A 23,031-nucleotide genomic window follows, 5' to 3' on the forward strand; every position below is an offset into this window, starting at 1 on the left:
AGCCGGCTCCGACGGGGCCGGCTCAGGCGTAGGGGTCGAGGGAGACCTCGGCCGGCTTCCCGGCCGCCAGCGCGTTGCCGAAGCGCCCGTCGGTCAGCTTGAAGGTAGCCGCACCGAAGTCGGCCGCGACGAGGCGGTCACGGATGCCGGCCGGGTAGTTGTCCCAGCCGACCAGGCCCTTGACCTGCCAGACCCGCTCGTGGTTCTCGGGCGGCTCGTCGCCGCCGCCGACCTTGGGGAAACGGAAGCAGTGGGTGCTGCCGCCGTCCTTGTGATAGACGGCCTTGGGGTGCGTACCGCCCTCGAACTGCAGCTCCGACTCGGGCTTGATCTGATAGCCCGAGTGCTGGGAGACGGACATGAATCTCGCACGACCGTCCCGCACCCACACGATGATGTGCTCCCAGTCGTGCCGGTGGCCAGCGGATCCGGGACCCCACGAGACCTGGTCCTTCTCGAAGTAGTAGCCGTAAAGATAGGCGCACCAGCCGTTGTTGCACTTCGAGCGGGAGTAGACGTTGGTGTTCTGCAGGTCAGAGAGATCACGGCACTGGCCGTTGACCGTGCCGCCCATCCCCAGGCCGCCGTTCACCGTGCCGTCCGGGCCGATCGCCGGGGTGCTGTAACAGCCGTCGGTGTCGAAGTCGAGGGCCGGCTGCCAGGTGCGGTCGGCTTCCGGGGCGGAAGCCGGCAGTGCCGGGGGCGGGGCGGCCCAGGCGGCCGCCGGGATGACGGAGAGAACTGCGGCGAGCGGAAGCGCGAGGGCGAGCCGACGCGTGAGTCGTTTCCCGAGAGTCATGTGGGGGTCCCTTGTTCGTGGGGGAGGGGGTGCACAGATGCAACCAGTGCCGCGACCACGTGACAACCCCTTGCGCGTGAACGCGGCGGTAACGCGGCTCTCGTGCCCACCGTTGCCCTGGTTGGATGGTCCCGTGGACGCAACACAGTGGCAGGAACGCATCGCCTCCGAGTTCACCGGTCTCGGGCAGCGGGAGTTCGTGATCGTCAGCGAGCCCGAGCCTTCGGCGCCGGAACCGACAGGCTTTCTGGCCCGGCTCAGGTCCGCGGCGTCACGGTCCGCCCCGTCCCGCTGGGGGCAGGTGCTGTGCGAGGACGAGGTGCTCTACGCCGAGTTCGTAGGTACGCAGCACATCGGCGGCACCTGGGAGGCCTCCGCCGAGCAGCACGAGGCACTTCGCGCGGCAGGCTGGCTGACGCCCGACGAGACCGACCCGATCGCCCCGGCTCCGGCGGTGCCGCACTACTGGCGCACGGTGCCCCGGTCGGAGGCAGCGCTCGTCGCCAGTCTCCTCGTCGACGCCTTCCGCATCCTCGGCGCCGACTTCTCGACCCTCACCCTCAAGCGGGATAAGTAGCCAACGACTTGCTTGCACTGCAGAGCAGATGCTGCGCATCGTGACCGGCGTTGCCGTGCGCGAAAGTCAGACCCCCGTCAGTCTCTTCGAGCCTCATTGCGGGCGGGATCGGCGAGGCGACCACGCCAAGGCAGAAACGTACTGCCACTGGCTCCTTCGGCAGCGTGATCTTCCCGTGCCCGAGATCGTCGCCGAAGGGTTGGTTGCGGGTCGCCGGGAGGTCGACGCTGGTCTCGACCGTCAACGTCTTGCCCGGGGCCAACAGCTGACCGCCACCCGTGGGCGCGACGGCCAGGTTGACGCCTGGCGGCCAGGGGAAGACCCGATGGGAGAGCACCAGGACGGGACCGTCCTCACCGCTCTCGGCCGTGACGTACGGGGCGGTAGACAGCTTGGTCCCTGCCCCCGACGGCACCAGCGTACGGTCGGCGACGAAGACCTCGGAAGATTCGTTGTTGGTCACCGTGTAGGTCGCCGACACCGACTTGGCCTCGGTCTGGATGTCCGCCGAGAAGTCGACCTTGGGCGCAGTCGCCGGCGAGCTCGGGTCCGGCGGCTCGCCGCCGTCCTCGAACCCCGGCAAACCTGACCCGCAACCGCTGAGCACGACGACGAGAGCCGCGACCGTCGAGCACCGGAGCCCTCTCATCGCTCAGTAGGCGCCGAGCTGCTGGCAGAGCAGGCGGTAGAAGGCGGTGTTGGTCATCGGGGTGAGCTTGTCGTCCAGCGCAAGATGGACACCGTTGGCGCCGTTGATCCCGGCCAGCTGCCACGAGTCGACCGCGATCGACCAGGCGGTGCGGGCGCTGACCTCGTACAGGGCCGCGTCGCGGACGTCCTGGTCCTCGCCCAGCAGCTCGGCCATCCGAGCGGTCGGGAAGGGGCGCACCGACCCGGCGGCGCCCTTGACCGGGCGGATCTTGAGAGTGCGGATCAGGCTCGGGACGAGGTGGCCGCGTGGGAGGTCGAGGGGCTGCGTACGGGTGCCGTCGACACCCAGCTCGAGATGGACGCCCGCGGGATCGACGCTGGCGCGGTGCTCGAGCCGACCGCCCGGGCCGGCGAGGGTCCAGGCGACCACCACTGCACTCATACCGGGCTCCAGGTCGCGGCGGTGGCGTCGATCTGGGCGGCCCAGGTCGCGTACTCGCTGGTCGGAACGGTGGCGGTCAGGGTGTGGCCGACCCCGTCGATCGCCACGAACCACTGCTCCATGGTCAGCGCGGACTCGCCCGGCCCGTCGTACATCGCCAGTCGCCGCCCCGCCTCCTGACCGGCGATCGTGAGGCGCTCCAGGTCGATCGGCGTGTAGCCCGGCATCATCTCGGCGAACGCCATCTCCGAGCCGACCTGCCAGTCACGAAACCCCAGGTCACCGTTGGTCTGGGCGGTCACCGTGATGTTGGCGCGGAAGGTGCCCTCGGACGGCGCGAGCGCCAGGAAACGTACGCCCTCGGGTGGGTCGACGCTCTCCCAGCCGTTCGGGAGCGTCATGGTCGTCTGGTTGTCGGACACAGTCACTTCTTCCCCGCGGTGCGCTTCTTCTTCGGACGCGACTCGCGATACCACTTCGGCTTGATGAACGACGGCGTGGGCACGATGACCAGCAGCGGGTAGACGATGCAGGTGAGCAGGAAGAGCCCGCCGATGATCGTCCAGGCCGCGGTCTGCTCCGGCACCAGCCCGAACGCCGTCGAGCCGGTGATGGCCAGCGCGGAGATGCAGGGCAGATGGATGAGCACGACGTCCTCGCCCACACCGCCCCGGTTCCAGGAGTTGGCCCAGGAACGGGCACGGGCCGAGAGCCCGAGATGTTGCCAGATGCTGACCCCGGCGCCGATGGTGCCGGCGGCCAGGATGAGTGCGGCCCAGATCATTGCGGTCCTAGTCCCAGAAGGTGATGGCGTCGCCGACATCGGAGGCTACCTCGCCGGCGCCCTCCGCGAAGTCGCTGACCCCGTCGACGACGGCCTCGCCGAGCTCACCGGCCTCGTCGACCACGAAGTCGGCCGCCTTGCCGGCCAGCCCGGAGCCGATCGCACCACCGATCACACCGCCGACGACACCGCCGATGACCGTCCCCGGTCCGGGGAAGATGCTGCCGATGGCAGCACCGGCCTGGGCCCCGGCCCAGGCTCCACCTGCGGCGCCCGCGGTCGTGATCGCCGACGTGCTCACGGTGCGGCTGACCCGCTCCGTAGTCGACAGCGACGGATCGTCGGCGTCCTTCTGCCACTGCTCCCAAGCCGAGGTGCCGGCCGTGACCACCCAGCCCGCGCGGGTCGCCCACTTGCCGGCGGTCAGCCACTTGCCGCGTACGGCTGCTTTATTGGCCTTCGCGTGCCAGTTCTTGTCGCTGAGCACCTTCGCGGCACGATCGAGCTTGGTCAGGCTCGCCGGGCTGGCGAACCGCCCGTTCACCCGCGGCTGGAAGATGCCGTAACGGCTCTTCACCATCCAGTCGATGCCGGCACCGGCGCCGAGACCGGCCAACCCCAGAGCGTACGCACCGATCTGCATACCGTCGGAGAAGTCCTTGGGCAGCAGGCCCAGGTCTTGGAGACGGTCCTCGATCCAGCCGTCGCCGGTCGACTTCGCGATCGCCTTGCCGAGGTCCTCGTGGGCGTTGTCCTCGTCCTTGCGCGCCGTCTCGACGCGGCTGACCAGGGCGTTCCATTTCTCGACCTTGGTGTTGTGGGCGTCGACGTCGCCCTCGGAGGCATCCTCACCCGGGTCGGTCGGCGGCGAGATCATGGTGCCGCTGACGGCGAGCCCGGCTTCGCTGGCCTCGGTGCGGATCGTCGACATCTTGGTCTCGACCGCCTTGAGGTCGCCGGAGAAGGTGGAGAGGCCCTTGCCCATGGCCTCGATGCGCGACTCGAGCTGACGCAGGTCGCTCTTACGCTTCTCCGCCTTCGTCTCGAAGGCGGCGCCGGCCTGGCCCTTCCACGAGCCGGCGGTCTTGATCGCCTTGCCGACGTCGTCGAGCGCATCGCCGACCGCTTCCTTGGCGGTCGTGCACGCGTCCGCCGCCGTCTGCGCCGCGGTCGCATCACCGTAGACCTTCGTGTCCATCGCCTCCGGCATCAGCTGCCCCTCACCCTCTGCTCGTGGCGGCGGCCATCGTCCCCGGCCGCGTGGTCGGACGTGGTCGCGTGGTCCAGTGCGTTCTGCACGCCGTCGCTCAGCGACCCGAGACCTTCTGACATGCCACCGACCGCCGCTGCCAGCGACGCCAGCGCGGTCGCGACCTCGGAGGACGACTCGCCGACGTCAGGTGTCTTCTGCAGCGGCTCGGCCTGCTTGAAGAGCTCGCCGCCAGCAGTGTTGAGCGTGTTCTTGATGGACCTGAGATCGCCGGGGCTGACGTGGATGTCTTCGGTCATGTCCTCGTCCTACCCGTTTTCTACGGTTTCAAACACAGCAGAAAGTAAAAAGCCCTATAGGGGTATCCCGGTGGGTCCGGGGCCGATGGTCAGGCGGTCGCTGCCGGGGCCAGCAGGTCGTTCTCACCTTCGACGATCTGTCGGGAGAGCGCTACGAGAGCCTCATCGAGCTTGGCGTCGTCGGCACCCCAGTCGGACAGCTCGGTGGCGAGCCACTGCTTGAGTGCCGCGACCAGCTTGGCGAGCTCCTCATTGCCCGCCTCTGTCAGCGCGTACGCCGATGCGTCGCCGTAGAGGTATCCCTCCGCGGCGGCGGAGGCGAATGCGGGCGCCAGCACCTCGCCCGGCATCCCGAGGCGGTGGCCGATCGCGACCAGCGAGGTGTCGCCGCCGACCCACTCCCGGATCCCGACCTGGCGTACGCACCACGCGGTCGCCGCGCCGAGATCGACCGCCGACTCCCGCAGCATCGTGAAGGTCTCCGGCGGCTGACGGCGGACCAGCTGGGCGACGGCGACGTCGAGCCGCATCGCGCTGTCCGACGAGCTGGGCATCGCGAACCCGTCGCCCGCGTCGGTCGCGGCGGCCCGCGAGGTGCCGCGCAGCGGCACCTCCTTGAGGAAGAGTGCGAGCAGGAACGCCAGCCCGGCGACCGGCACCGCGGCGAGGAAGACCAGGTGCAGCGTCTCCGCATAGGCGTCGACGATGGGGGCGCTCTGAGCCTCGGCCAACGCATGGAGCGCCGCGGGTGTCGCGACGGCATCGGCAGACACCCCGGCCGAGGCGACCGCTGACGGCAGCCGGTCGGCGAGTGCGTTGGCGTAGACGGTGCCCATGATCGAGGCCCCGAACGAGCTGCCCATCGTCCGGAAGAAGGTGACGCCCGAGGTGGCTACGCCGAGATCCTCGTACGCCGCGGTGTTCTGCACGATGATCGTCAGGATCTGCATGCTCAGGCCGACACCCATGCCCATGACCAGCAGGTAGAGCGACATCATCAAGGTGCTGGTGTCGGCATCCATGGTCGAGAGCAGGTAGAGCCCCAACGCCATGATCAGCGTCCCAACGACCGGGAAGACCTTGTAGCGCCCGGTCCGGCCCACGATCGTCCCCGCCAGCGTCGAGGTCACCAGCAGGCCGATGACCATCGGGAGGGTGCGGATCCCCGACGACGTGGCGGAGACGCCGTGGACGTACTGCATATAGGTCGGGAGGTAGGTCATCGCGCCGAGCATCGCGAAGCCGACGATGAACGAGAGCGCGACGCTCACCGTGAACACCCGGTCCTGGAACAGCCGCAACGGCAGGATCGGAGACACCGCCCGCGACTCGACCCAGACGAAGATCGCGAAGGCGACGACCGAGCCGACGAACAGGCCGATGATGGTCGCCGATCCCCAGGCGTACTCCGTCCCACCCCAGCTCACCGCCAGCGTCAGCGTCGAGGCGCCGAGGCCCACGAAGAGGATGCCGAGGTAGTCGATCGACGGACGCTTCCCGCGGGTGATCTGCGGCAGCGTGAGGCTGGCGATCGCGATCACGGCGATCCCCAGCGGGAGGTTGATATAGAACGCCCAGCGCCAGGAGAGATGGTCGGTGAAGAGTCCGCCGAGGAGCGGGCCGAGGACGGTGGTGGCGCCGAAGACGGCACCGAGCGCGCCCTGATACTTCCCGCGCTCCCGCAGCGGGATGATGTCGCCGATCAGCGCCGTCGCGGTCACGATCAGGCCGCCGGCGCCGATGCCCTGCACGGCTCGGGCGCCGATCAGCCAGGCCATGTCGGTCGCGAACCCGCACGCGGCCGAGGCGAGGATGAAGAGCCCGGCGGAGACCTGCAGCAGCAGCTTGCGGCCGAAGAGATCGCCGAACTTGCCGGCGAGCACGGTCGCGACCGTCTCCGCCAAGAGGTAGGACGACACCACCCACGACAGGTGGCCGGCACCTCCGACGTCCGCCACGATCGTCGGCAGCGCGGTCGACACGATCGTCTGGTCGAGCGCCGCGAGCAGCATGCCGAGGAGCACGGTGCCGAAGATCAGGTTGATCCGGCGACGGCTCAGCTGAGGCTCGGTCTCCGACGCCGCCTTCGGTGCTGCCATTGCGTCCCCCACGTCTCGACTGGAACCAAACTAAGCCAAACCCCAGCTTCGAGCGAGAGATCCTTGCGGAATGTCAGGCGGCCTCCTGGTGATGATCGACCAGGTCGCGGATGAGGCTCGCGGCCGGCTCGTGGACGAACTCGGCGAAGCCACCGAGCGCAGCAAGACCCTCCAGCGGCGCACCCCCACGGAGCGCGTTGACCGTCGCCGGACGCACCAGCCATGCGGCCAGACATGCCGGATAGTCGGTCGGATGTTCGAACAGCTCATCGAGATCGTCGAGCTCCTCGTCAGGGTGCCGGAACGCGTGCAGGCCCGCATCCATGGCGAGGTCGACCAGCCCGTACGGAATGTCGGTGAGCAACCCGTAGTCGCGCAGCCCGCGATGGGTCCAGATCTCCCCCGGCTCGCGATCGGGCCGCCCGCTCACGTCCCGCAGAGCGTCGATCCACCGCTCCGGCTCGTCCGCGACGGCGTACGCCACCTCCTCGGGCACACGCAGCGGCGCCGCCTCGAACATCAGACCCTCATCGATCGGCACGATCCGGCCGATCACGCACGTGCCGTCGTCGACGAGCAACCCGGCACCGATGTTGATCGTGGTCAGCCGCTCTCCGGTTGCTGGATCCTCCCAGTGCAGATGTCGCGGCTCCCTCCCCAGTAGACGTAAGCCGCGCATCTGTGCCCGCGCCCACTCCCAGATCCGGTCGGCGCCGGCGATGAGATCGCCCGAGGCGTCGTGCCGCAGGAACGCCTCCAGCCCGCCGAGGTCGTAGAGGAAGGTCTGTCGGTAGACCCAGTCGCGGTCCAGGATCTGGATCCGGTCGTCCTCCCGGTCTCGGTCGGGATGGGGCCCACCGCGGACGTCCAGCGCGAGGTTGATCGCCTTCCCCATCCGCCACTTGTTGCGCGGATGGGTCCCCTGCAGCGCCTGCGCGAGGATCCATCGCGAGTGGGCCCATCTGGGGATGAGCGCGGCCAGCAGCGACAGCTGCTCCAGCCGCTCGACACGCGACGGATGCCAGAACTGCTCCTTGTCGAGCTGGGCGCTGGTCCGTCGGATGATCTCCAGGGCGCCCTTCACGTCCCCGCGTGCCTCGGCTTCGTTGACCGCGAACATCGCCGGCCAGTAGGGACTGTCGACGACCTTCTCGGCGAACGGCCGCCGCCGCGGGTCTCCGAACCGGTTGCTCGAGGCGGGTCGCTTCTGGTGCTTCTTGCGTTTGGGCATGACACCACCAGACCCCGGATTCGTACGCACCGCCAGCGCCTATCACCGACCTGTGGACAACTCCGGCCCGAAGCCTGCCTGTGGACAGTGATCGGCCCGCCGATCAGGCAAGAGCGAGGAAGAGCTTCTCCATCTTCTTGGTGTCGACGCTGTCACGACCGCCCTCGGCGAGGCACTTCTCCAGCCCGGTGGCGACCAGCGCGTAGCCGCCTCGACTGACTGCCTTGTTCACCGCCGCGAGCTGGGTCAGCGCGTCTTCACACTCGGAGCCCTCCTCGAGCATCCGGATCACGGACGCCAGGTGGCCATTGGCCCGCTTGAGTCGGGTGATGATGGCCTTGATCTCGTCAGGCTCGAGCTGCATCGTCGTCCTTCTTCTCTCCAGTGAGGGCTTCCAGCATGCCGGTGAGGCGCTGACGCGCGTCCGCCGCGACCTCGGCGACGCCCGCATCCGAGCTGAACGAGGTCATCGCAGCCGGGTCGAAGATCTCCACCCGGGTCTCCTCACCCTCGGCAGCGACCACGACGTTGCACGGCAGCATCGTCGCGATCCGCGGGTCGGCCTCGAGCGCTCGATGCGCGAGCTGAGGCATGCAGGCTCCGAGGATCACCTGCTGCGGGATGTCCACGCCGAGCTTGGCGTGCAGCGTGGCGGCCAGGTCGATCTCGGTGAGGACGCCGAACCCGGCGTCGCCGAGGAGGTCTCGTACGCGCGCCAAGGTCTCCGCGTACGGCGCAGGGACGGTGGCGCTCAGAGTGAAGTCGTTCATCGGTTCTCCGTTCGTTTTCAGCGATTCTACAACCCCCCTGGGGGTTATGCTACCGTCCTCCAGCATCCCCCTGGGGGGTTAGATCTAGAAAGGAACCACGAATGCCGCAGACGAAGTACGCCGCCGGCCCGCCGGCGACCGCGCCGCTCACGCGTCCTGGCCCACTGGGTCGACTGGGAGTGTGGGTGACCGATCACCGACGCCTGGTCACCATCGGCTGGGTGCTGGTGGTGATCGGGCTGGGCGTCTTCGCGCCGGCGGTGGAGAAGAACCTCTCTGGCGCCGGCTGGCAGGCCGACGGGTCGGAGTCGGTGGCGGTTCGCGAGCTCGCGCAGGAACACTTCGGTGGCAACGCCAGCCATGCGATCCAGGTGGTCGTCCACAGCACCGACGGGTCGCTCCAGGACGGTGAGGGCCGGGAGGTGCTGGCAGAGGTGACCCAGATCCTTCAGGACGAGCCGCGGCTGGATGAGGTGATCGCTCCGATGCCCGGGGCGAGCCTGTCCCAGGACGGCGCCACGGCGGTGGTGCTGGCCGGCGCCGGCGTGGACACCAACGAGATGGTGCGCGTTGCCACCGATCTCAAGGAAGAGCTCCAAGGTCTCTCCACCGACACCGTGCAGGTCAACCCCACGGGCTCCTCGCTGCTGTGGTCGGACTTCAACGAGGCCAACCTGGAGGCGATGCTGACCTCGGAGATGATGTCGTGGCCCGTCACGCTCGCGATCCTCGTACTCGCCTTCGGTGCCTTGGTCGCCGCCGGACTTCCGCTCGTCCTGACCCTCGCCGGGCTGGTCGCCTCCGCGGGCTCGCTGGTGCTGATCAACGAGCTGGTTCCGGTCTCGATCTGGGCGATGAACTTCGCGATGATGTTCTCGCTGGCCCTGGGCATCGACTACGCGCTCTTCCTCGTGGCCCGATACCGCGCCGCCCGGATGGGACACCACAGCTCCGCGCGTGCGGCGATCGCCGAGACCATGGACACCGCCGGCAAGGCGGTTCTGCTCTCCGGCGCGACGGTGCTGGTCTCGCTGTCAGCGGTGATGCTGGTTCCCTCACCCTCGTTCCGCTCAATGGCCGGCGGCATCATGCTCTCGGTCGTCTTCGTGCTCGCCGCGACCCTGACCTTGCTCCCGCTGGTTCTGGTTGCCCTCGATCAGAAGATCAACAAGTTCTCACTGCCCTGGGTCAAGGTCGGGGAGCACCGCTCCCCCGTCTTCGCCTCCTGGGGCGAGCGACTGTGGCGACGCCCCGTGGTCTGGGGCCTGGGCTCGCTCATCGTGCTGGTCGTGCTCGCCGCACCCGTTCTCGGCCTGAAGACCGCGATGCCGTCGATCAAGGTTCTACCCGAGGATGCCAGCGCTCGCGTCGGCTACGACCAGGTCCAGGACGCCTTCGGCGAAGGTGCACCGGGCATGCTCCAGATCGTCGTCGACAAGCGTGACGCCGAGGATGCATCGCAGATCCTGACCGACGACGATGGCATCGAGGCCGTCATGCCGACGGCGCCGGCTGCGGACGGCACCGACTACCGCCTGATCCAGGCGGTGCCGACGGTCGACCCCTCCGACCCCAGCCTCTCCGACACCGTCGACCGGCTCCGCTCCGGTCTGCCGGACTCTGCCCTGGTCGGTGGCGCGGCGGTCGAGAACCTCGACCTGAAGACCCAGCTCGACACCACCACTCCGCTGGTGATCGGCGTCGTCCTGGTGCTCGGCTTCCTGCTGCTGCTCGTGGCTCTTCAGGCCCCACTGATCTCGCTGCTCGGCACCCTGGTCAGTCTGTTGTCGACCGCCGCGGCGTTCGGGGTCGCTCGCCTGATCTTCCAGGACGGACACGGCTCCGGGTTCCTCGGATTCGAGCCGCAAGGCTTCCTGGACGCCTGGGCGCCGGTCTTCTTCTTCGCGATGATCTTCGCGATCGCGATGGACTACACCGTCTTCCTCCTCGCCTCCGCGAAGGAGCACTGGGAGAAGTCCGGTGACCCACACGAGGCGATGGTCGGCGCGGTCGCCCACTCCGGGCGGGTCATCTTCGCCGCTGGCGGCGTCATGGTGGCGGTGTTCTTCACCTTCGCCCTGTCAGGCCCGCTGCCACCCAAGGAGATGGGCGTGATCCTCGGCGTCGCCGTGCTGCTCGACGCCTTCCTGGTCCGTCTCATCCTGCTTCCGGTGATGCTCCGCGTCGCCGGCCGCGCCGCCTGGGCCACCCCGGCCTGGTTGCGCCGCGTACTGCCCAACATCACCTTCTCCCACAACTGAAAGGGATCATCATGACCACCACGACCGAACCCGGCTCACCCCACGGCAAGAGCGTCCTGCGCGACCTGGGGCCGCTCCACAAGGAGCTGATCGCCTTCGCCATCGGCGTCGACGACGCCCTCGACGCCGGCGAACCTCCCGCCTGACCACCGACAGATCTACAGAGCAGGAACCGAACAATGTGTCGCTCCGTCCGCTGCAAGAAGTGCAAGAAGACCACCTGGGCCGGCTGCGGCCGGCACGTCGCCACCGTCAAGGCCTCCGTACCCGCCGGGCAGTGGTGCCCCGGCCATTCCGCCGATCCCAAGGACCCCAACGGCACCTGGCTGAGCCGGATCCTCGGCCACTGACGAACCCGAAGGGGCCGCTCCGGGACCTGCGGTCCAGGCATCTGCCGGCGAGACTCGTCAAGGAGTCACTGCGGCCGGCCCCTTCTCAGGGTTGGACCTTGGCCCCGAACAGGAGGGCACCTAGACCCTGCCAACAGCGCCGCGCCTCAGCGAGCGTGATGCTATGGATCCAATTGCGATAGTGATCGTCGCCGCGGGCTGGGTGCTGCTCGGACTCGTCGTGGGGCTGTGGATGGTGCGTCACGGACACGATCCTCGATGGGTGGCCATCGCGGTGGCTCTCGGCCCGATCTTCGTCCCGATCGCACTGGAACGGGTCGAGCGGCTTCCCCGACTGGCCGCCTCGAGCCTCGGCGGGCTCTCGGAGCGACACGACGATTCCGCGAGCCGGCCGAGAGTGCTGATCGGGCTGGACGGCTCCCCGGAGTCGAAACAGGCCCTGACCCGGACGATCGACCTTCTCGGCTCTCGGTGCGAACTACTCATGTTGGCGGAGGTCGTGTGGTTCGAAGCGGGCGAAGACGACACCCGGCCGGAGTTCGCGGCGGCGACCGCGCGGTTGGCCGCTGCCGCCGCTGCCGCCGGAGAAGCCTGCGCTGAGGTGAGGTTCGAGGTGCTGGCCGGACCGCCCGGTGAGGCCTTGCGACGGTTCGCCGAGGAACAGAACATGGACCTGGTCGTGGTCGGGCGTCGCGGTCGCGGACTGTCTCCTCACCTGCTCGGCAGTGTCTCCTCGGACTTGGTGCGCCATGCGCACCTGCCGGTGCTCGTGGTCGAACCCGTGTCGTCGACCTCCGTCTCAAGGACCCTCACCGAGACATCCGCGCGGACTCGAGGATGAGTAGCCCACTGTCCACGCGAGCCGACCGCCAAGGTCATGATGACCACCTACCGGCCGCCGCGATGTCACGGTCTTCGAGCGCGACCGACCATCACAGTCTGGCGGTGCATGAAGTGGTGCTGCTGCTGGAGAGCGACCCGCATCGTGGGTTGACCGGCCAGGAGGCCGAGGAACGGCTCGCGCGCTTCGGGCCGAACGACCTGCCCTCAGCCAAGGGCGCCGGGCTCGTTCGACGGATCTTGCGGCAGTTTCACCATCCGTTGATCTACGTCCTTCTCGCAGCTGCGGCCATCACCGCCGGGCTGCGGGAGTACGTCGATTCGGCCGTGATCCTCGGAGTCGTGCTGGTCAATGCGTTGGTCGGCTTCATCCAGGAGTCCAAGGCCGAGGGAGCCCTTGATGCTCTTCGCACGATGGTTCAGACGAACGCCCGGGTCATCCGCGATGGCCATGAGCAGACCGTTGTCTCCGCTGAGCTGGTTCCCGGCGACCTCGTGATTCTCGAAGCCGGCGACAAGGTGCCCGCTGATGTACGGCTCATCCGCCTGGCTGAGCTGCGGATCGACGAGTCCGCGCTGACGGGCGAGTCTGTCCCGGTCACCAAGGACGCGGTCGCGCTTCCAGGTGCGATACCGGTCGCCGATCGTCACAACATGGCCTACTCGGGCACCCTGGTCACCACTGGAAACGGAGCGGGGATCGTTGTCGCCACCGGCGCTGGGACCGAGCTGGGTGAGATTCATCGGCTCGTCGGAGCAGCGGAGACGTTGGCGACCCCGCTGACCAAGAAGCTCGCCGCCTTCAGCAAGACCCTCACCATCGTCATTCTCGGACTGGCCGCGGCCACCTTCGCCGTCGGCGTTCTCCGCGGTCAGGACGCGACCGAGACCTTCACCGCCGCGATCGCGCTTGCTGTCGGGGCGATCCCCGAGGGGCTCCCGGCGGCGGTCACCATCACGTTGGCCATCGGGGTGTCCCGGATGGCGCGGCGCCGCGCGGTGATCCGCAGACTCCCCGCGGTCGAGACGCTCGGCAGCACCACCGTGATCTGCTCGGACAAGACCGGCACCCTCACCGAGAACAAGATGACCGTACGCGCCGTGTGGACGCCGAACGGTCGCTACGACGTCACGGGCTCCGGCTATGACATCACCGGAGAGGTGCACGACGCCGACGGTCGGCCAGCGTCGTTGGAAGCCGACCCGGCACTCTGCTGGTCGCTGGTAGCGGGCGTCGGATGCAACGACGCGACACTCACGCAGCGTGACGACGGATGGTCCATCATCGGCGACCCCACGGAGGCTGCGTTGCTGGTCGTCGCGGCCAAGGCAGGCATCGGTGTCGACGATGTGTCCGGCCGGCTCCGCCGAGTGGCGACGATCCCGTTCGGCTCCGAGCGCCAGTACATGGCGACTCTCCACGAAGACATCACCAGGAGAAGCGAGGCAAGCTGGTTCGCCACGCCACAGGTCGTGCTCGTGAAGGGCGCGGTCGAGCGCATCCTCGAGCTGTGCCGCGATCAGATGAGCACCGACGGCACCGGCCGACCCCTGGACCGCGGCGCGGTGCTACGGGCCGCCGACGACCTTGCCGGGCAGGGGCTCCGGGTGCTGGCGACCGCGATGTGGGCGGTCGACGGGGCCGAGGCGCTGGATCCCGGACGGTTCGACGAGGGCGGGTTGCGCCCGGAACTCACCTTGACCGGACTGCAGGCCATGCTCGACCCGCCGCGGGTCGCTGCCGCTGCCGCGGTCGCCGCCTGTCACGGAGCCGGGATCGCGGTCAAGATGATCACCGGTGACCATGCCGCCACCGCCGCCGCCATCGCCGCACAGGTGGGAGTGCTCGGCGGCCACGAGCCAGTCTCCGGTTCGGTGCTGACCGGTGCCGATCTGGCTGCACTTCCCGCCGCCGAGCTGCCGGACGCGGTCGACCGGGCCAGCGTGTTCGCTCGCGTCTCGCCCGAGCAGAAGCTCCGCCTGGTCGAATCGCTCCAGGCCAGGGGGCAGGTCGTCGCGATGACCGGCGACGGCGTCAACGACGCACCGGCGCTACGCCAGGCCGGGATCGGTGTGGCCATGGGCCAGACCGGCACCGAGGTCGCCAAGGACGCCGCCGACATGATCCTCACCGACGACGACTTCGCCACCGTCGAGGCAGCCGTCGAGGAGGGCCGTGGTGTCTTCGACAACCTCACCAAGTTCATCACCTGGACTCTGCCCACCAACATCGCTGAGGGGCTAGTCATCCTGGCCGCGATCTTGGCCGGCGCGGCCTTGCCGATCCTGCCTACCCAGATCCTGTGGATCAACATGACCACCGCGGTCGCCCTCGGTCTGATGCTGGCCTTCGAGCCGAAGGAAGCCGGCATCATGACCCGGCCGCCTCGCGACCCCGACCAGCCGCTGCTGACCAGCAGACTGGTGACGCAGATCCTCCTCGTCTCCGCACTGTTGGTCGCAGGATCCTGGTGGCTGTTCGAGTGGGAGCAGGCCCGCGGCGCGGACTTGGCCGAGGCGCGGACCGCCGCGGTGAACCTGTTCGTCGTGGTCGAGGCCTTCTACCTCTTCAGCTGCCGATCTTTCACCCAGTCCGCGTGGCGCATCGGCCTCTTCTCCAACCGCTGGGTCATCGTCGGCGTCGCCACCCAGGCGGTCGGGCAGCTCGCGCTGACCTATCTGCCCGCCATGAACTCGATCTTCCACACCGCGCCGATCGGGTGGGACACATGGCTGCGGATCTTCGCGATCGCGGTGGCCGCCAGCCTCGTGGTCGCCGTGGACAAGTGGCTGCGCCGAGACCGGTCGCGAGCCCCGAGCCGATGAGTCCGAGCGTGACCAGGCACAACTGTCGGTGCTCCCTCCTATCGTCTAGAGAGAGATATCAACGGCGACGTGGGATCCCGGAGGTCACCCAGCGACTCCAGAACTCCCACGTCGGGAAGCAGACCAGATCCATGCACGCCGACATCGATGCCGAGCGCGCCGCTCACGATCTCGCGGCGCGGCGCATGTGGGCTGCTCGTGAGCTCGAGCTGCAGGACGGCGTGGCCAGCCGCGCCCAGCTCATCCTGGGCGGCTACACGCCCAACGACATCCGCCGCGCGATCCGACGCCGCGAGATGCAGGCAGCGCACCGCGGCGTCTACGTCACCCACACCGGCCCGCTCACCTGGCGCCAACGAGCCTGGGCCGCCGTGCTCTACGCGGAGCCGGCGGCGTTGTGCGGCCCGTCCGTCCTGGAGCCGAAACGCACCGATGACGCCGATGATCCCATCCACGTAGCCATCGAGCACGCCCGTCGCCTTGACCCGCCACCTGGCATCGTCGTCCACCGTACGGTCGGCCTCTCCCGCCAGATCTTCGCCGCCGAGCGCCCACCCCGGCTCAAGCTCGAGGACAACGCACTCCTCCAGGCGCGAGCGGCAACCTCCGAGATGGATGTGATCGGGCTCCTCACAGACGTCATCGGCCGCCGCGGAGTGACCACCAATGCCGTACGCGCCGCCCTGAAGCGCCACCCGAGACTCCCCCGCCGCAGCTTCATCGGCGATCTGCTGGCCGACGTCGACGCCGGCACGTGCTCGGTCCTCGAGCACGCCTACCTCACCCGTGTCGAACGCGCCCACGGTCTGCCGACGGGCACCCGCCAGAGCGAGCGCATGACGCCGAACGGCCGAGAGTTCCGGGACGTCGAGTACGAGGCGTACGGCCTCGTCGTCGAGCTCGACGGTCGCCTCAACCACGAGTCCTGGAGAGCCCAGGGCCGCGACGCCGACCGCGACCTCGACGACCTGGCGCTGGGCGGCAGGCTGACCGCCCGGGTCCGCTGGCCCCAGGTGTTCGACACTCAGTGCCGCACCGCCGCCAGAGTCTCCCAGCTGCTGCACCAACGCGGCTGGAAGAAGGCTCCGAAAAGCTGCGGAGACGAGTGCAGCTTGGGGAGCTGGATGTGACCTGGGAGTCCTGAGGTCACCCAGTGACACCAGGACTCCCGCGTTGCCGCCTGGGCTTCGTATCGTCGTGCGCTGTGAGCTGGGGTTTGGGGCTGGGTGGGCTGGGTGGGCTGGGTGATGCGGTCGTGCTCGTCGTTCACGCCCATCCTGACGACGAGGTGTTCGCGACCGCTGCCGCGACGGTTGCGGCCGCGGCTGCCGGAGCCACGGTCCATCTACGCATCTTCACCGGCGGCGAGGGCCGAGACAGCGACCTCTCCCCGGCAGGTCTGACAGCCGCCCGCCGGCGCAAGGAACGACGGCTCGCGGCATCGACGGCTCTCCTCCGCTTCGACACCTGGGACTACCTGACGGAACCCGGGCACTGGACGGATACACCGCACGCCCCCGAACGGACGATCGCCCGTGCCGACACCAGCACGCTTGCCGCGCCCGTCGTCGATGCGATCGACGCCCTGCGACCCGATGTCCTTCTCACCGTCGGCCCCGATGGACTGACCGGCCATCCCGATCACATCGCCTGCCACAACGCCGTGGCTCGCGCACTCGCAGGAACCACGCATCGGCCTCGCGTCGCCCTCGGCGCGGTCCTCGATCAGCAAACGGTGAGGACCGCCGGTGAGACGGCCCGGAGAGTCACCGGCCGCCAGATCGGATCCGGCCGAGTCACCGGGGTGCCGCTCGGCGACGAGGTCATCACCGTCGCCGGACCACCCATGACCGAGGCGCGGCGCAGAGGTGCTCTCGATGCGTACGTCCCAGGCCTGGGCACCTCGAAGACAACCGACCTGGACCCCGAACTCATCGGCGCAGGCGACTCCGTCCTCCTCCGCTTCGTCCTGGACGCCGCCGGCTGGACCCGCGACAGCTACGTCCACCTACCAGAGCTGACATCGGAGTCTGAGGGGCAACCTGCGACACCGGGGCTCCCACGTCGTCGGCCTGTTTCTCTCACGTCGTGTCGGGGTCAGAGGGCGGGCGTTCCTTGGTGGTGCACCAGGCGCCAGCCTTCGGGACGTCGTCGCCAGAGAGAGGTCCGGTGGACCCGGCGATCACCCCTGACCGACTGCCACCGCAAGATCACCACGTCGTCAGCGATCGCACGCCCAGTGAGTTCGTGCACCTCGATGTCCGAGGTCTCGTCGTCCTCGTCCAACAGCATTTCGAGAATCGACTCGAAGTCCCACACTCGTCCCGAGGCACCGATCTCCTCGAAGTCCGGAGCCAAGAGCTCGGTGAGTCGTTCCTTGTCCGCGCGAACCGCCGCAGTCTGCAACTCACGCTCGCGCTCCATCACCTCAGCCAAGTCCTCGTCACTCATGAACCGCATCGTATTTGAGGGCGACGTGGGAGTCCTGAGGTCACCCAGTGACACCAGGACTCCCACGTCACCCCTAGGTGACGCGGTTCCCGCTGTGGACGTGGATGTGGAGGTGCTTCGAGTCTTGGTACGCGCCTAGGTTGGTGAGGACCGCTGCGGCACCGTGCTTCGACTCGACATCACGCGCGACGGACTGCACCGTGGCAAGCAAGGCCCGGATGTCCGCCTCGTCTGCGGCAGTCACGGTCGTCAGCGACGAGATGTGGCGCTTGGGAACGACGACGACGTGAACCGCCCAGAACGGTCGGGTGTGATGGAACGCCAGCACCCGCGAATCTTCATGAACCACGTCCAGCCGGTCGGGGTGCGAGATCGCAACGTCGCAATAGAAGTCGTCCCCGCGATATCCGGATCCAGCGCTCGTCGGCTCCATTCGCGCAACCCTAGGGTTCCCGAAAACCAGCCGGTCCCGCACCCAGAAACTCGGGTGCGGGACCGGAACTACTCACTCAGACTCAGCTGCAACCGGAGGTCGAGCCGCAGCCCTCGCAGACGTAGCAGGAGCCGGCGGGGCGCATCTTGGTGCCGCAGGTGAAGCAGAGCGGGCTGTCGATGGCCATGCCGCTGATCGACTCGAGCAGCTCGGCGGTGGTGTGTGCGGCCTTGGCCTCACCCTTCGGAGCCTCCTCGGCGGGGGTCTCCTCCTTGATGTCGGCGTCGACGACCTCGGACTTCGCCTCCGGGGCGGCCTTGCGCTCCCGAGCAGGCTTCTGGACGAGCTCGGCGGCGGTGGTGCCGCCGTTGCCGAGCGGCTCGTACGAGCCGGTCTCGAGGTAGCGCTGACGCTCGTCGGCGGAGTAGATGCCGAGAGCCGAGCGGTCCTCGAAGGACATGTAGTCCAGCGCCAGCCGGCGGAAGACGTAGTCCATGAGGGACTGCGCCATGCGTACGTCCGGGTCGTCGGTCAGACCGGCGGGCTCGAACTTCAGGTTGGTGAACTTGGAGACGTAGGTCTCCAGCGGCACGCCGTACTGAAGGCCGACGGACACCGCGATGGAGAAGGCGTCCATGACACCGGCCAGGGTCGAGCCCTGCTTGCCGAGCTTGAGGAAGACCTCACCGAGCTCGCCGTCGGCGTGGGCACCGGAGGTCATGTAGCCCTCGGCGCCACCGACGGTGAAGGAGGTGGTGCGCGAGACGCGCGACTTCGGCAGACGCTTGCGGGTCGGCGCGTAGACGATCTTCTCGATGATCTTCTCGATGACCTCGGGCTCGACCTCGGCGGCAACCGCCTCCGCGGCCTCCGCAACGGCAGTGGAGAGACCCTGGTCCTTCTTGGCGCCCTCCGACTTGCCGTCGGCCAGCGGCTGGCCGACCTTGCAGTTGTCGCGGTAGATCGCGGTGGCCTTCAGGCCCAGCTTCCACGACTCCATGTAGACCTGCTCGATCTCCTCGACCGTCGCGGTCTCGGGCAGGTTGACGGTCTTGGAGATCGCCCCGGAGAGGAACGGCTGCGTCGCGGCCATCATGCGTACGTGGCCCATCGGCTTCAGCGCGCGCTTGCCCATCGCGGTGTCGAAGACCTCGTAGTGCTCCTGGCGCAGGCCCGGCGCGTCGATGACGTGGCCGTGCTCGGCGATGTAGTCGACGATCGCCTCGATCTGCTCGGGCTGGTAGCCCATCTTCTTCAGCGCCCGCGGGATCACCTGGTTGACGATCTGCATCGAACCGCCACCGACGAGCTTCTTGAACTTGACCAGCGAGAAGTCGGGCTCGATGCCGGTGGTGTCGCAGTCCATCATGAAGCCGATGGTGCCGGTCGGCGCGAGCAGCGAGGCCTGGGCGTTGCGGAAGCCGTTGACCCGGCCGACCTCGATGACGTCGGCCCACACCTTGGTCGCCGCGTCGATGATGTTGCGGTCGACCGGGTTGATCGAGCGGACCGCGTCGTTGGCGGCCTGGTGCTTGCGCATGACCCGCAGGTGAGCCTCGGCGTTGCGGGCGTAGCCGGCGTACGGACCGACGACCCCGGCCAGCTCGGCCGAGCGCTTGTAGCCGGCGCCGGTCATCAGCGAGGTGATGGCGGCAGCCATGGTGCGGCCACCCTCGGAGTCGTAGCCGAGACCCATCGCCATCAGCAGCGCGCCGAGGTTGGCGTACCCGATGCCGAGCTGGCGGTAGTCGCGGGTGGTCTGGCCGATCGCCTCGGTCGGGAAGTCGGCGAAGCAGATGGAGATGTCCATCGCGGTGAAGACGACCTCGCAGGCCTGCTCGAAGCGCACGGCGTCGAAGGTGTCGTCGTCCTTGAGGAACTTCAGCAGGTTCAGCGACGCCAGGTTGCAGGAGGAGTTGTCCAGCGACATGTACTCCGAGCACGGGTTGGAGCCGGTGATCCGGCCCGTCTCCGGGTTGGTGTGCCAGTCGTTGATGGTGTCGTCGTACTGCAGACCCGGGTCGGCACACTCCCACGCGGCGATCGAGATCTTGCGGAACAGCTCGCGGGCGTCGATCTCCTCGATGACCTCACCGGTGGTGCGGGCGCGGAGGCCGAACTTCTTGCCCTCCTCGACAGCGCGCATGAACTCGTCGGAGACGCGCACGGAGTTGTTGGCGTTCTGGTACTGCACGGACGAGATGTCCTTGCCGCCCAGGTCCATGTCGAAGCCGGCGTCGCGCAGCGCGCGGATCTTGTCCTCCTCGCGCGCCTTGGTCTCGACGAACTCCTCGATGTCGGGGTGGTCGACGTCGAGCACGACCATCTTCGCCGCACGACGGGTGGCGCCACCGGACTTGATGGTGCCGGCGGACGCGTCGGCGCCACGCATGAAGGAGACCGGGCCGGAGGCGGTGCCGCCGGAGGACTTCAGCAGCTCCTTGGAGGAGCGGATGCGGGAGAGGTTGAGACCGGCACCGGAGCCGCCCTTGAAGATCAGGCCCTCCTCCTTGTACCAGTTCAGGATCGAGTCCATGGAGTCGTCGACCGAGAGGATGAAGCAGGCAGAGACCTGCTGGGGGGACTCGGTGCCGACGTTGAACCAGACCGGCGAGTTGAACGCGAAGTGCTGGTGGACCAGCAGCCAGGTGAGCTCGCGACCGAAGAGGTCGGCGGCGGCGTCCGAGGCGAAGTAGCCGTTCTCCTTGCCGGAGGCGACGTAGGTGTTCACGACCCGGTCGATCAGCTGCTTCAGGCTCTGCTCACGCTTCTCCGTGCCGAGCGCACCGCGGAAGTACTTGGTCGTCACGATCGTCGAGGCGTTGATCGACCAGAAGTCGGGGAACTCCACGCCGGTCTGCTCGAAGACGGTCGCGCCGGTCTTCCAGTTCTTCTGGACGACGTCGCGTCGCTCCCAGGTGATCTCGTCGTACGGGTGGACGCCCTCGGTGCTGAAGATCCGCTCGATCTTCAGCCCGGCGCCCGCCTTCGTCGACGCCTGTGCCTCTGCTGCCGTGTCTGTCATTTCTTTCCCCCTGTTGTCATCGATCGCTGTGCCGTGCTGCTGGTCGGTGCTGATGGTGGAGTCTCCTGTTGCGCCCGTTCGGGCTTCGTACTTCTGTTCCGAGTCGTGCTGGATGGCCCGGACAGGTCGCTTCCCCACGGCCTGCCCGGGCCGGTCTGTGTGCCATCTCGATTCAAATGGCCGTGGGATCTAGTCGGTGCCCACCGGGGCCTCGACCGGATGTTGTGCCTCGAAGTCCTGGACTTCCCGTTCCGTACGCAGCATCTGGATCTCACGCTCGAAGTCGTCCGCCGACCCGAAGGCCCGGTAGACGCTGGCGAAGCGCAGATAGGCCACCTCGTCGAGCTCGCGCAGCGGCGCGAGGATCGCCAGCCCCACCTCGTGGCTGGGAACCTCGGCCAACCCCTGACTGCGCAGCGCCTGCTCGACCTCCTGGCCGAGGCAGGCGAGCTGGTCCTCGGTGACCGGGCGGCCCTTGCACGCCTTGCGTACGCCGTGCACCGCCTTGTCGCGGCTGAACGGCTCCGCGGCGCCGGAGCGCTTGGCCACCATCAGCTGCATCTGCTCGACGGTCGTGAATCGCTTCCCGCACTCCTGGCAGACCCGGCGGCGGCGGATCTGGCCGCCCTCCTCGGCCACACGGGAGTCGAGCACCTTGGTGTCGCTGTGTCGGCAGAACGGACAGTGCACGGTCGAGCCCCTCTCATGAAGCCTGTGGATCCAGGCCGTCTCAACGGCGGCCCGAGCCTGTGGAACCTGTGGATACGAGCGTGGACCCCTGTGGAACAACACCCTCATCGCTGTGAGTCATCCATCGATTCATGTGAACTAGATGTGGATAACTACAGCCGTGTAACTACTAGATGTAGTGGTAACCGTACGCCCGCCCCTCAGCCGATGCAAGCGCGGGGCGCGTTTCCCGCCTGCACGGCGTGTCGCCGGGCCAAACACCGAAAGATTCCGGTTCGGGGGCGCCGAACTGGGCTGCATGCGTAAGAATGACCCCCGTGACAAACATCTCCGGAGGAAATCGCGTCGGGTCGCGGAGAGGCACGCGCCCCAGAAGCGGTCCCCGGCCACCATTCATCTTGCCTGCGATCGCGACACTGGCCTCCCTGATCATCTGGGGAGTGCTGGTGTGGGTCGCCGTCGGTTTCGGGGCCGACGCACGGGGAGGCGATTCCGGCGCCTGGGTGAAGCTCGCCATCGCGGCGGTCCTCGCAGTCGCCTGCCTCTTCCTGACCTTCACCTTCGCCGGGAAGGCCTGGCGGGCCCTCACCGGCTCCCCCACCCCACCGCCCGCCGACGACTACGCCGGAAACCACTCCAACGCCTACGTCGAGGAGCAGGACTATCCGGGCCAGGCCTACACGGAGCAGGACTACTACGGCACCGGCTCCTACGGCTACGAGGACACCGGCTCCTACAACCGGCACAGCACCGACACCGGGAGCCAGCAGCAGCCCTACGGCGGCACCGGGAGTCGCTCGGCCTACACCGACACGGGTTCCCAGTCGCCATACGGCTACCCCGGAGACGATCAGGGCTACGGCAACACCGGCAGCCGGGCCGCCTACGGCGCATCGGCCTACCAACCGCCGACCAGCCCTCCGCCTACCCCACAGCCCTACTACTCCAACCCCACGACGCCGACCTCGACACCACAGAGCACCCCGGGGTACGCATCGCCGGGATACACCACCGACGGCTACCCCACCCAGCAGGCCGGATCGCCGCAGTATCAGTCCGGCTCCTACCAGGCGCCGATCAGCTATGGCCAGACCGGCTCTCGGGCTCGACTGACCCAGGATCCCGCCGCGACCCAGGCGATGCCCGCCCAGCAGCATCCCCAGGACCCGGCCGAGCAGCCGGACGACGAGTGGCCGCCGCGACACGGCGTCCGCAACAAGCAGTGGCCGCCGGCCGAGCCGGACAGCCCCTACCGCGGACGTCACTGACCCCGAAGAAGCAGGCCCCGAAACA

Annotated in this window: 23 protein-coding genes and 1 pseudogene; 9 read left to right on the forward strand and 15 right to left on the reverse strand. The window is 68.2% G+C overall.

Translation table 11 applies throughout. The features are described 5' to 3' along the window. Positions 1–22: 22 nt before the first annotated feature. Entirely contained in the window at positions 23–799 is a 777-nt protein-coding gene (locus H5T77_RS07020; protein WP_292646859.1) for an NPP1 family protein, read from the reverse strand. Between the two features lie 133 nt (positions 800–932). On the opposite strand from H5T77_RS07020, the gene H5T77_RS07025 reads away from it, so the two are divergent. Next, entirely contained in the window at positions 933–1,376 is a 444-nt protein-coding gene (locus tag H5T77_RS07025) for a TY-Chap domain-containing protein (protein WP_292646862.1), read from the forward strand. Here the strand turns inward: H5T77_RS07025 and H5T77_RS07030 are convergent. The 10 genes from H5T77_RS07030 to H5T77_RS07075 all read right to left on the reverse strand — a co-directional run bounded on the left by H5T77_RS07030 (position 1,360) and on the right by H5T77_RS07075 (position 8,862). Further along, positions 1,360–2,025 carry a hypothetical protein gene (locus H5T77_RS07030; protein WP_292646863.1) on the reverse strand — a complete coding sequence of 222 codons (666 nt, stop codon included), beginning with the start codon at positions 2,023–2,025 and terminating at the stop codon, positions 1,360–1,362. The two genes, H5T77_RS07025 and H5T77_RS07030, sit on opposite strands and share 17 nt — an antisense overlap. Positions 2,026–2,028: 3 nt before the next feature. Further along, positions 2,029–2,469, reverse strand: a complete 441-nt coding sequence (locus tag H5T77_RS07035) for a hypothetical protein (RefSeq protein WP_292646865.1) — start codon at positions 2,467–2,469, stop codon at positions 2,029–2,031. Next, the gene (locus tag H5T77_RS07040) at positions 2,466–2,891 is read right to left on the reverse strand and encodes a hypothetical protein (RefSeq protein WP_292646867.1); all 426 of its coding nucleotides are present in this window, start codon (positions 2,889–2,891) and stop codon (positions 2,466–2,468) included. Before H5T77_RS07040 ends, H5T77_RS07035 begins: the two co-directional genes overlap by 4 nt. Before the next feature lie 2 nt (positions 2,892–2,893). Next, positions 2,894–3,253, reverse strand: coding sequence for a hypothetical protein (locus H5T77_RS07045; RefSeq protein WP_292646870.1), 360 nt, complete (start codon positions 3,251–3,253; stop codon positions 2,894–2,896). Positions 3,254–3,260: 7 nt separating this feature from the next. Further along, positions 3,261–4,463, reverse strand: coding sequence for a hypothetical protein (locus H5T77_RS07050; protein WP_292646872.1), 1,203 nt, complete (start codon positions 4,461–4,463; stop codon positions 3,261–3,263). Further along, positions 4,463–4,762, reverse strand: coding sequence for a hypothetical protein (locus H5T77_RS07055; protein ID WP_292646875.1), 300 nt, complete (start codon positions 4,760–4,762; stop codon positions 4,463–4,465). Before H5T77_RS07055 ends, H5T77_RS07050 begins: the two co-directional genes overlap by 1 nt. 89 nt (positions 4,763–4,851) lie before the next feature. Then, entirely contained in the window at positions 4,852–6,861 is a 2,010-nt protein-coding gene (locus tag H5T77_RS07060; protein WP_292646877.1) for an MDR family MFS transporter, read from the reverse strand. 73 nt (positions 6,862–6,934) lie between these two features. After that, a complete protein-coding gene (locus tag H5T77_RS07065; protein ID WP_292646880.1) occupies positions 6,935–8,092 on the reverse strand; it encodes a hypothetical protein in 1,158 nt (385 codons plus the stop codon). A 103-nt stretch (positions 8,093–8,195) separates the two neighbouring features. Further along, complete coding sequence (locus H5T77_RS07070) at positions 8,196–8,456, reverse strand: metal-sensitive transcriptional regulator (protein WP_045546765.1); 261 nt, start codon at positions 8,454–8,456, stop codon at positions 8,196–8,198. Beyond that, positions 8,440–8,862: a DUF302 domain-containing protein gene (locus tag H5T77_RS07075; RefSeq protein ID WP_292646889.1), complete on the reverse strand. Its 423-nt coding sequence runs from the start codon at positions 8,860–8,862 to the stop codon at positions 8,440–8,442. Before H5T77_RS07075 ends, H5T77_RS07070 begins: the two co-directional genes overlap by 17 nt. A gap of 101 nt (positions 8,863–8,963) precedes the next feature. Between H5T77_RS07075 and H5T77_RS07080 the strand changes: the two genes are divergently transcribed. The 7 genes and pseudogenes from H5T77_RS07080 to H5T77_RS25625 all read left to right on the forward strand — a co-directional run. Beyond that, complete coding sequence (locus H5T77_RS07080) at positions 8,964–11,123, forward strand: MMPL family transporter (RefSeq protein WP_292646890.1); 2,160 nt, start codon at positions 8,964–8,966, stop codon at positions 11,121–11,123. 11 nt (positions 11,124–11,134) lie between these two features. Further along, entirely contained in the window at positions 11,135–11,269 is a 135-nt protein-coding gene (locus H5T77_RS07085) for a hypothetical protein (protein WP_292646892.1), read from the forward strand. A 33-nt stretch (positions 11,270–11,302) separates the two neighbouring features. Next, positions 11,303–11,473 (forward strand): hypothetical protein, encoded by a 171-nt coding sequence (locus H5T77_RS07090; protein ID WP_292646894.1) that lies wholly within the window; start codon positions 11,303–11,305, stop codon positions 11,471–11,473. A 163-nt stretch (positions 11,474–11,636) separates the two neighbouring features. Beyond that, on the forward strand, positions 11,637–12,314 hold the full coding sequence (locus H5T77_RS07095) for a universal stress protein (protein ID WP_292646897.1): 678 nt from the start codon (positions 11,637–11,639) through the stop codon (positions 12,312–12,314). Positions 12,315–12,418: 104 nt separating this feature from the next. After that, the gene (locus H5T77_RS07100) at positions 12,419–15,139 is read left to right on the forward strand and encodes an HAD-IC family P-type ATPase (protein ID WP_292646900.1); all 2,721 of its coding nucleotides are present in this window, start codon (positions 12,419–12,421) and stop codon (positions 15,137–15,139) included. A 131-nt stretch (positions 15,140–15,270) separates the two neighbouring features. After that, positions 15,271–16,269 carry a hypothetical protein gene (locus tag H5T77_RS07105; protein ID WP_292646903.1) on the forward strand — a complete coding sequence of 333 codons (999 nt, stop codon included), beginning with the start codon at positions 15,271–15,273 and terminating at the stop codon, positions 16,267–16,269. Positions 16,270–16,427: 158 nt separating this feature from the next. Then, positions 16,428–16,754 (forward strand): annotated as a pseudogene (locus tag H5T77_RS25625) (hypothetical protein); the annotation flags it as partial. A 482-nt stretch (positions 16,755–17,236) separates the two neighbouring features. On the opposite strand, the gene H5T77_RS07115 reads toward H5T77_RS25625, so the two are convergent. The 4 genes from H5T77_RS07115 to nrdR form a co-directional block, all read right to left on the reverse strand. Next, a complete protein-coding gene (locus H5T77_RS07115) occupies positions 17,237–17,644 on the reverse strand; it encodes a nuclear transport factor 2 family protein (RefSeq protein ID WP_292646908.1) in 408 nt (135 codons plus the stop codon). A 19-nt stretch (positions 17,645–17,663) separates the two neighbouring features. Further along, positions 17,664–18,023 (reverse strand): HIT domain-containing protein, encoded by a 360-nt coding sequence (locus H5T77_RS07120; protein WP_292646910.1) that lies wholly within the window; start codon positions 18,021–18,023, stop codon positions 17,664–17,666. A gap of 82 nt (positions 18,024–18,105) precedes the next feature. Next, positions 18,106–21,048 carry a vitamin B12-dependent ribonucleotide reductase gene (locus H5T77_RS07125; protein ID WP_292646913.1) on the reverse strand — a complete coding sequence of 981 codons (2,943 nt, stop codon included), beginning with the start codon at positions 21,046–21,048 and terminating at the stop codon, positions 18,106–18,108. Positions 21,049–21,237: 189 nt separating this feature from the next. Continuing rightward, the gene (gene nrdR, locus H5T77_RS07130; RefSeq protein WP_292646915.1) at positions 21,238–21,738 is read right to left on the reverse strand and encodes a transcriptional regulator NrdR; all 501 of its coding nucleotides are present in this window, start codon (positions 21,736–21,738) and stop codon (positions 21,238–21,240) included. A gap of 398 nt (positions 21,739–22,136) precedes the next feature. Between nrdR and H5T77_RS07135 the strand changes: the two genes are divergently transcribed. Next, entirely contained in the window at positions 22,137–23,006 is an 870-nt protein-coding gene (locus H5T77_RS07135) for a hypothetical protein (RefSeq protein WP_292646918.1), read from the forward strand. The last annotated feature ends 25 nt before the right edge of the window (positions 23,007–23,031 follow it).

Origin of the sequence: Nocardioides sp., from assembly GCF_014360585.1 — a bacterium.
Taxonomy (GTDB): Bacteria; Actinomycetota; Actinomycetes; order Propionibacteriales; family Nocardioidaceae; genus Nocardioides.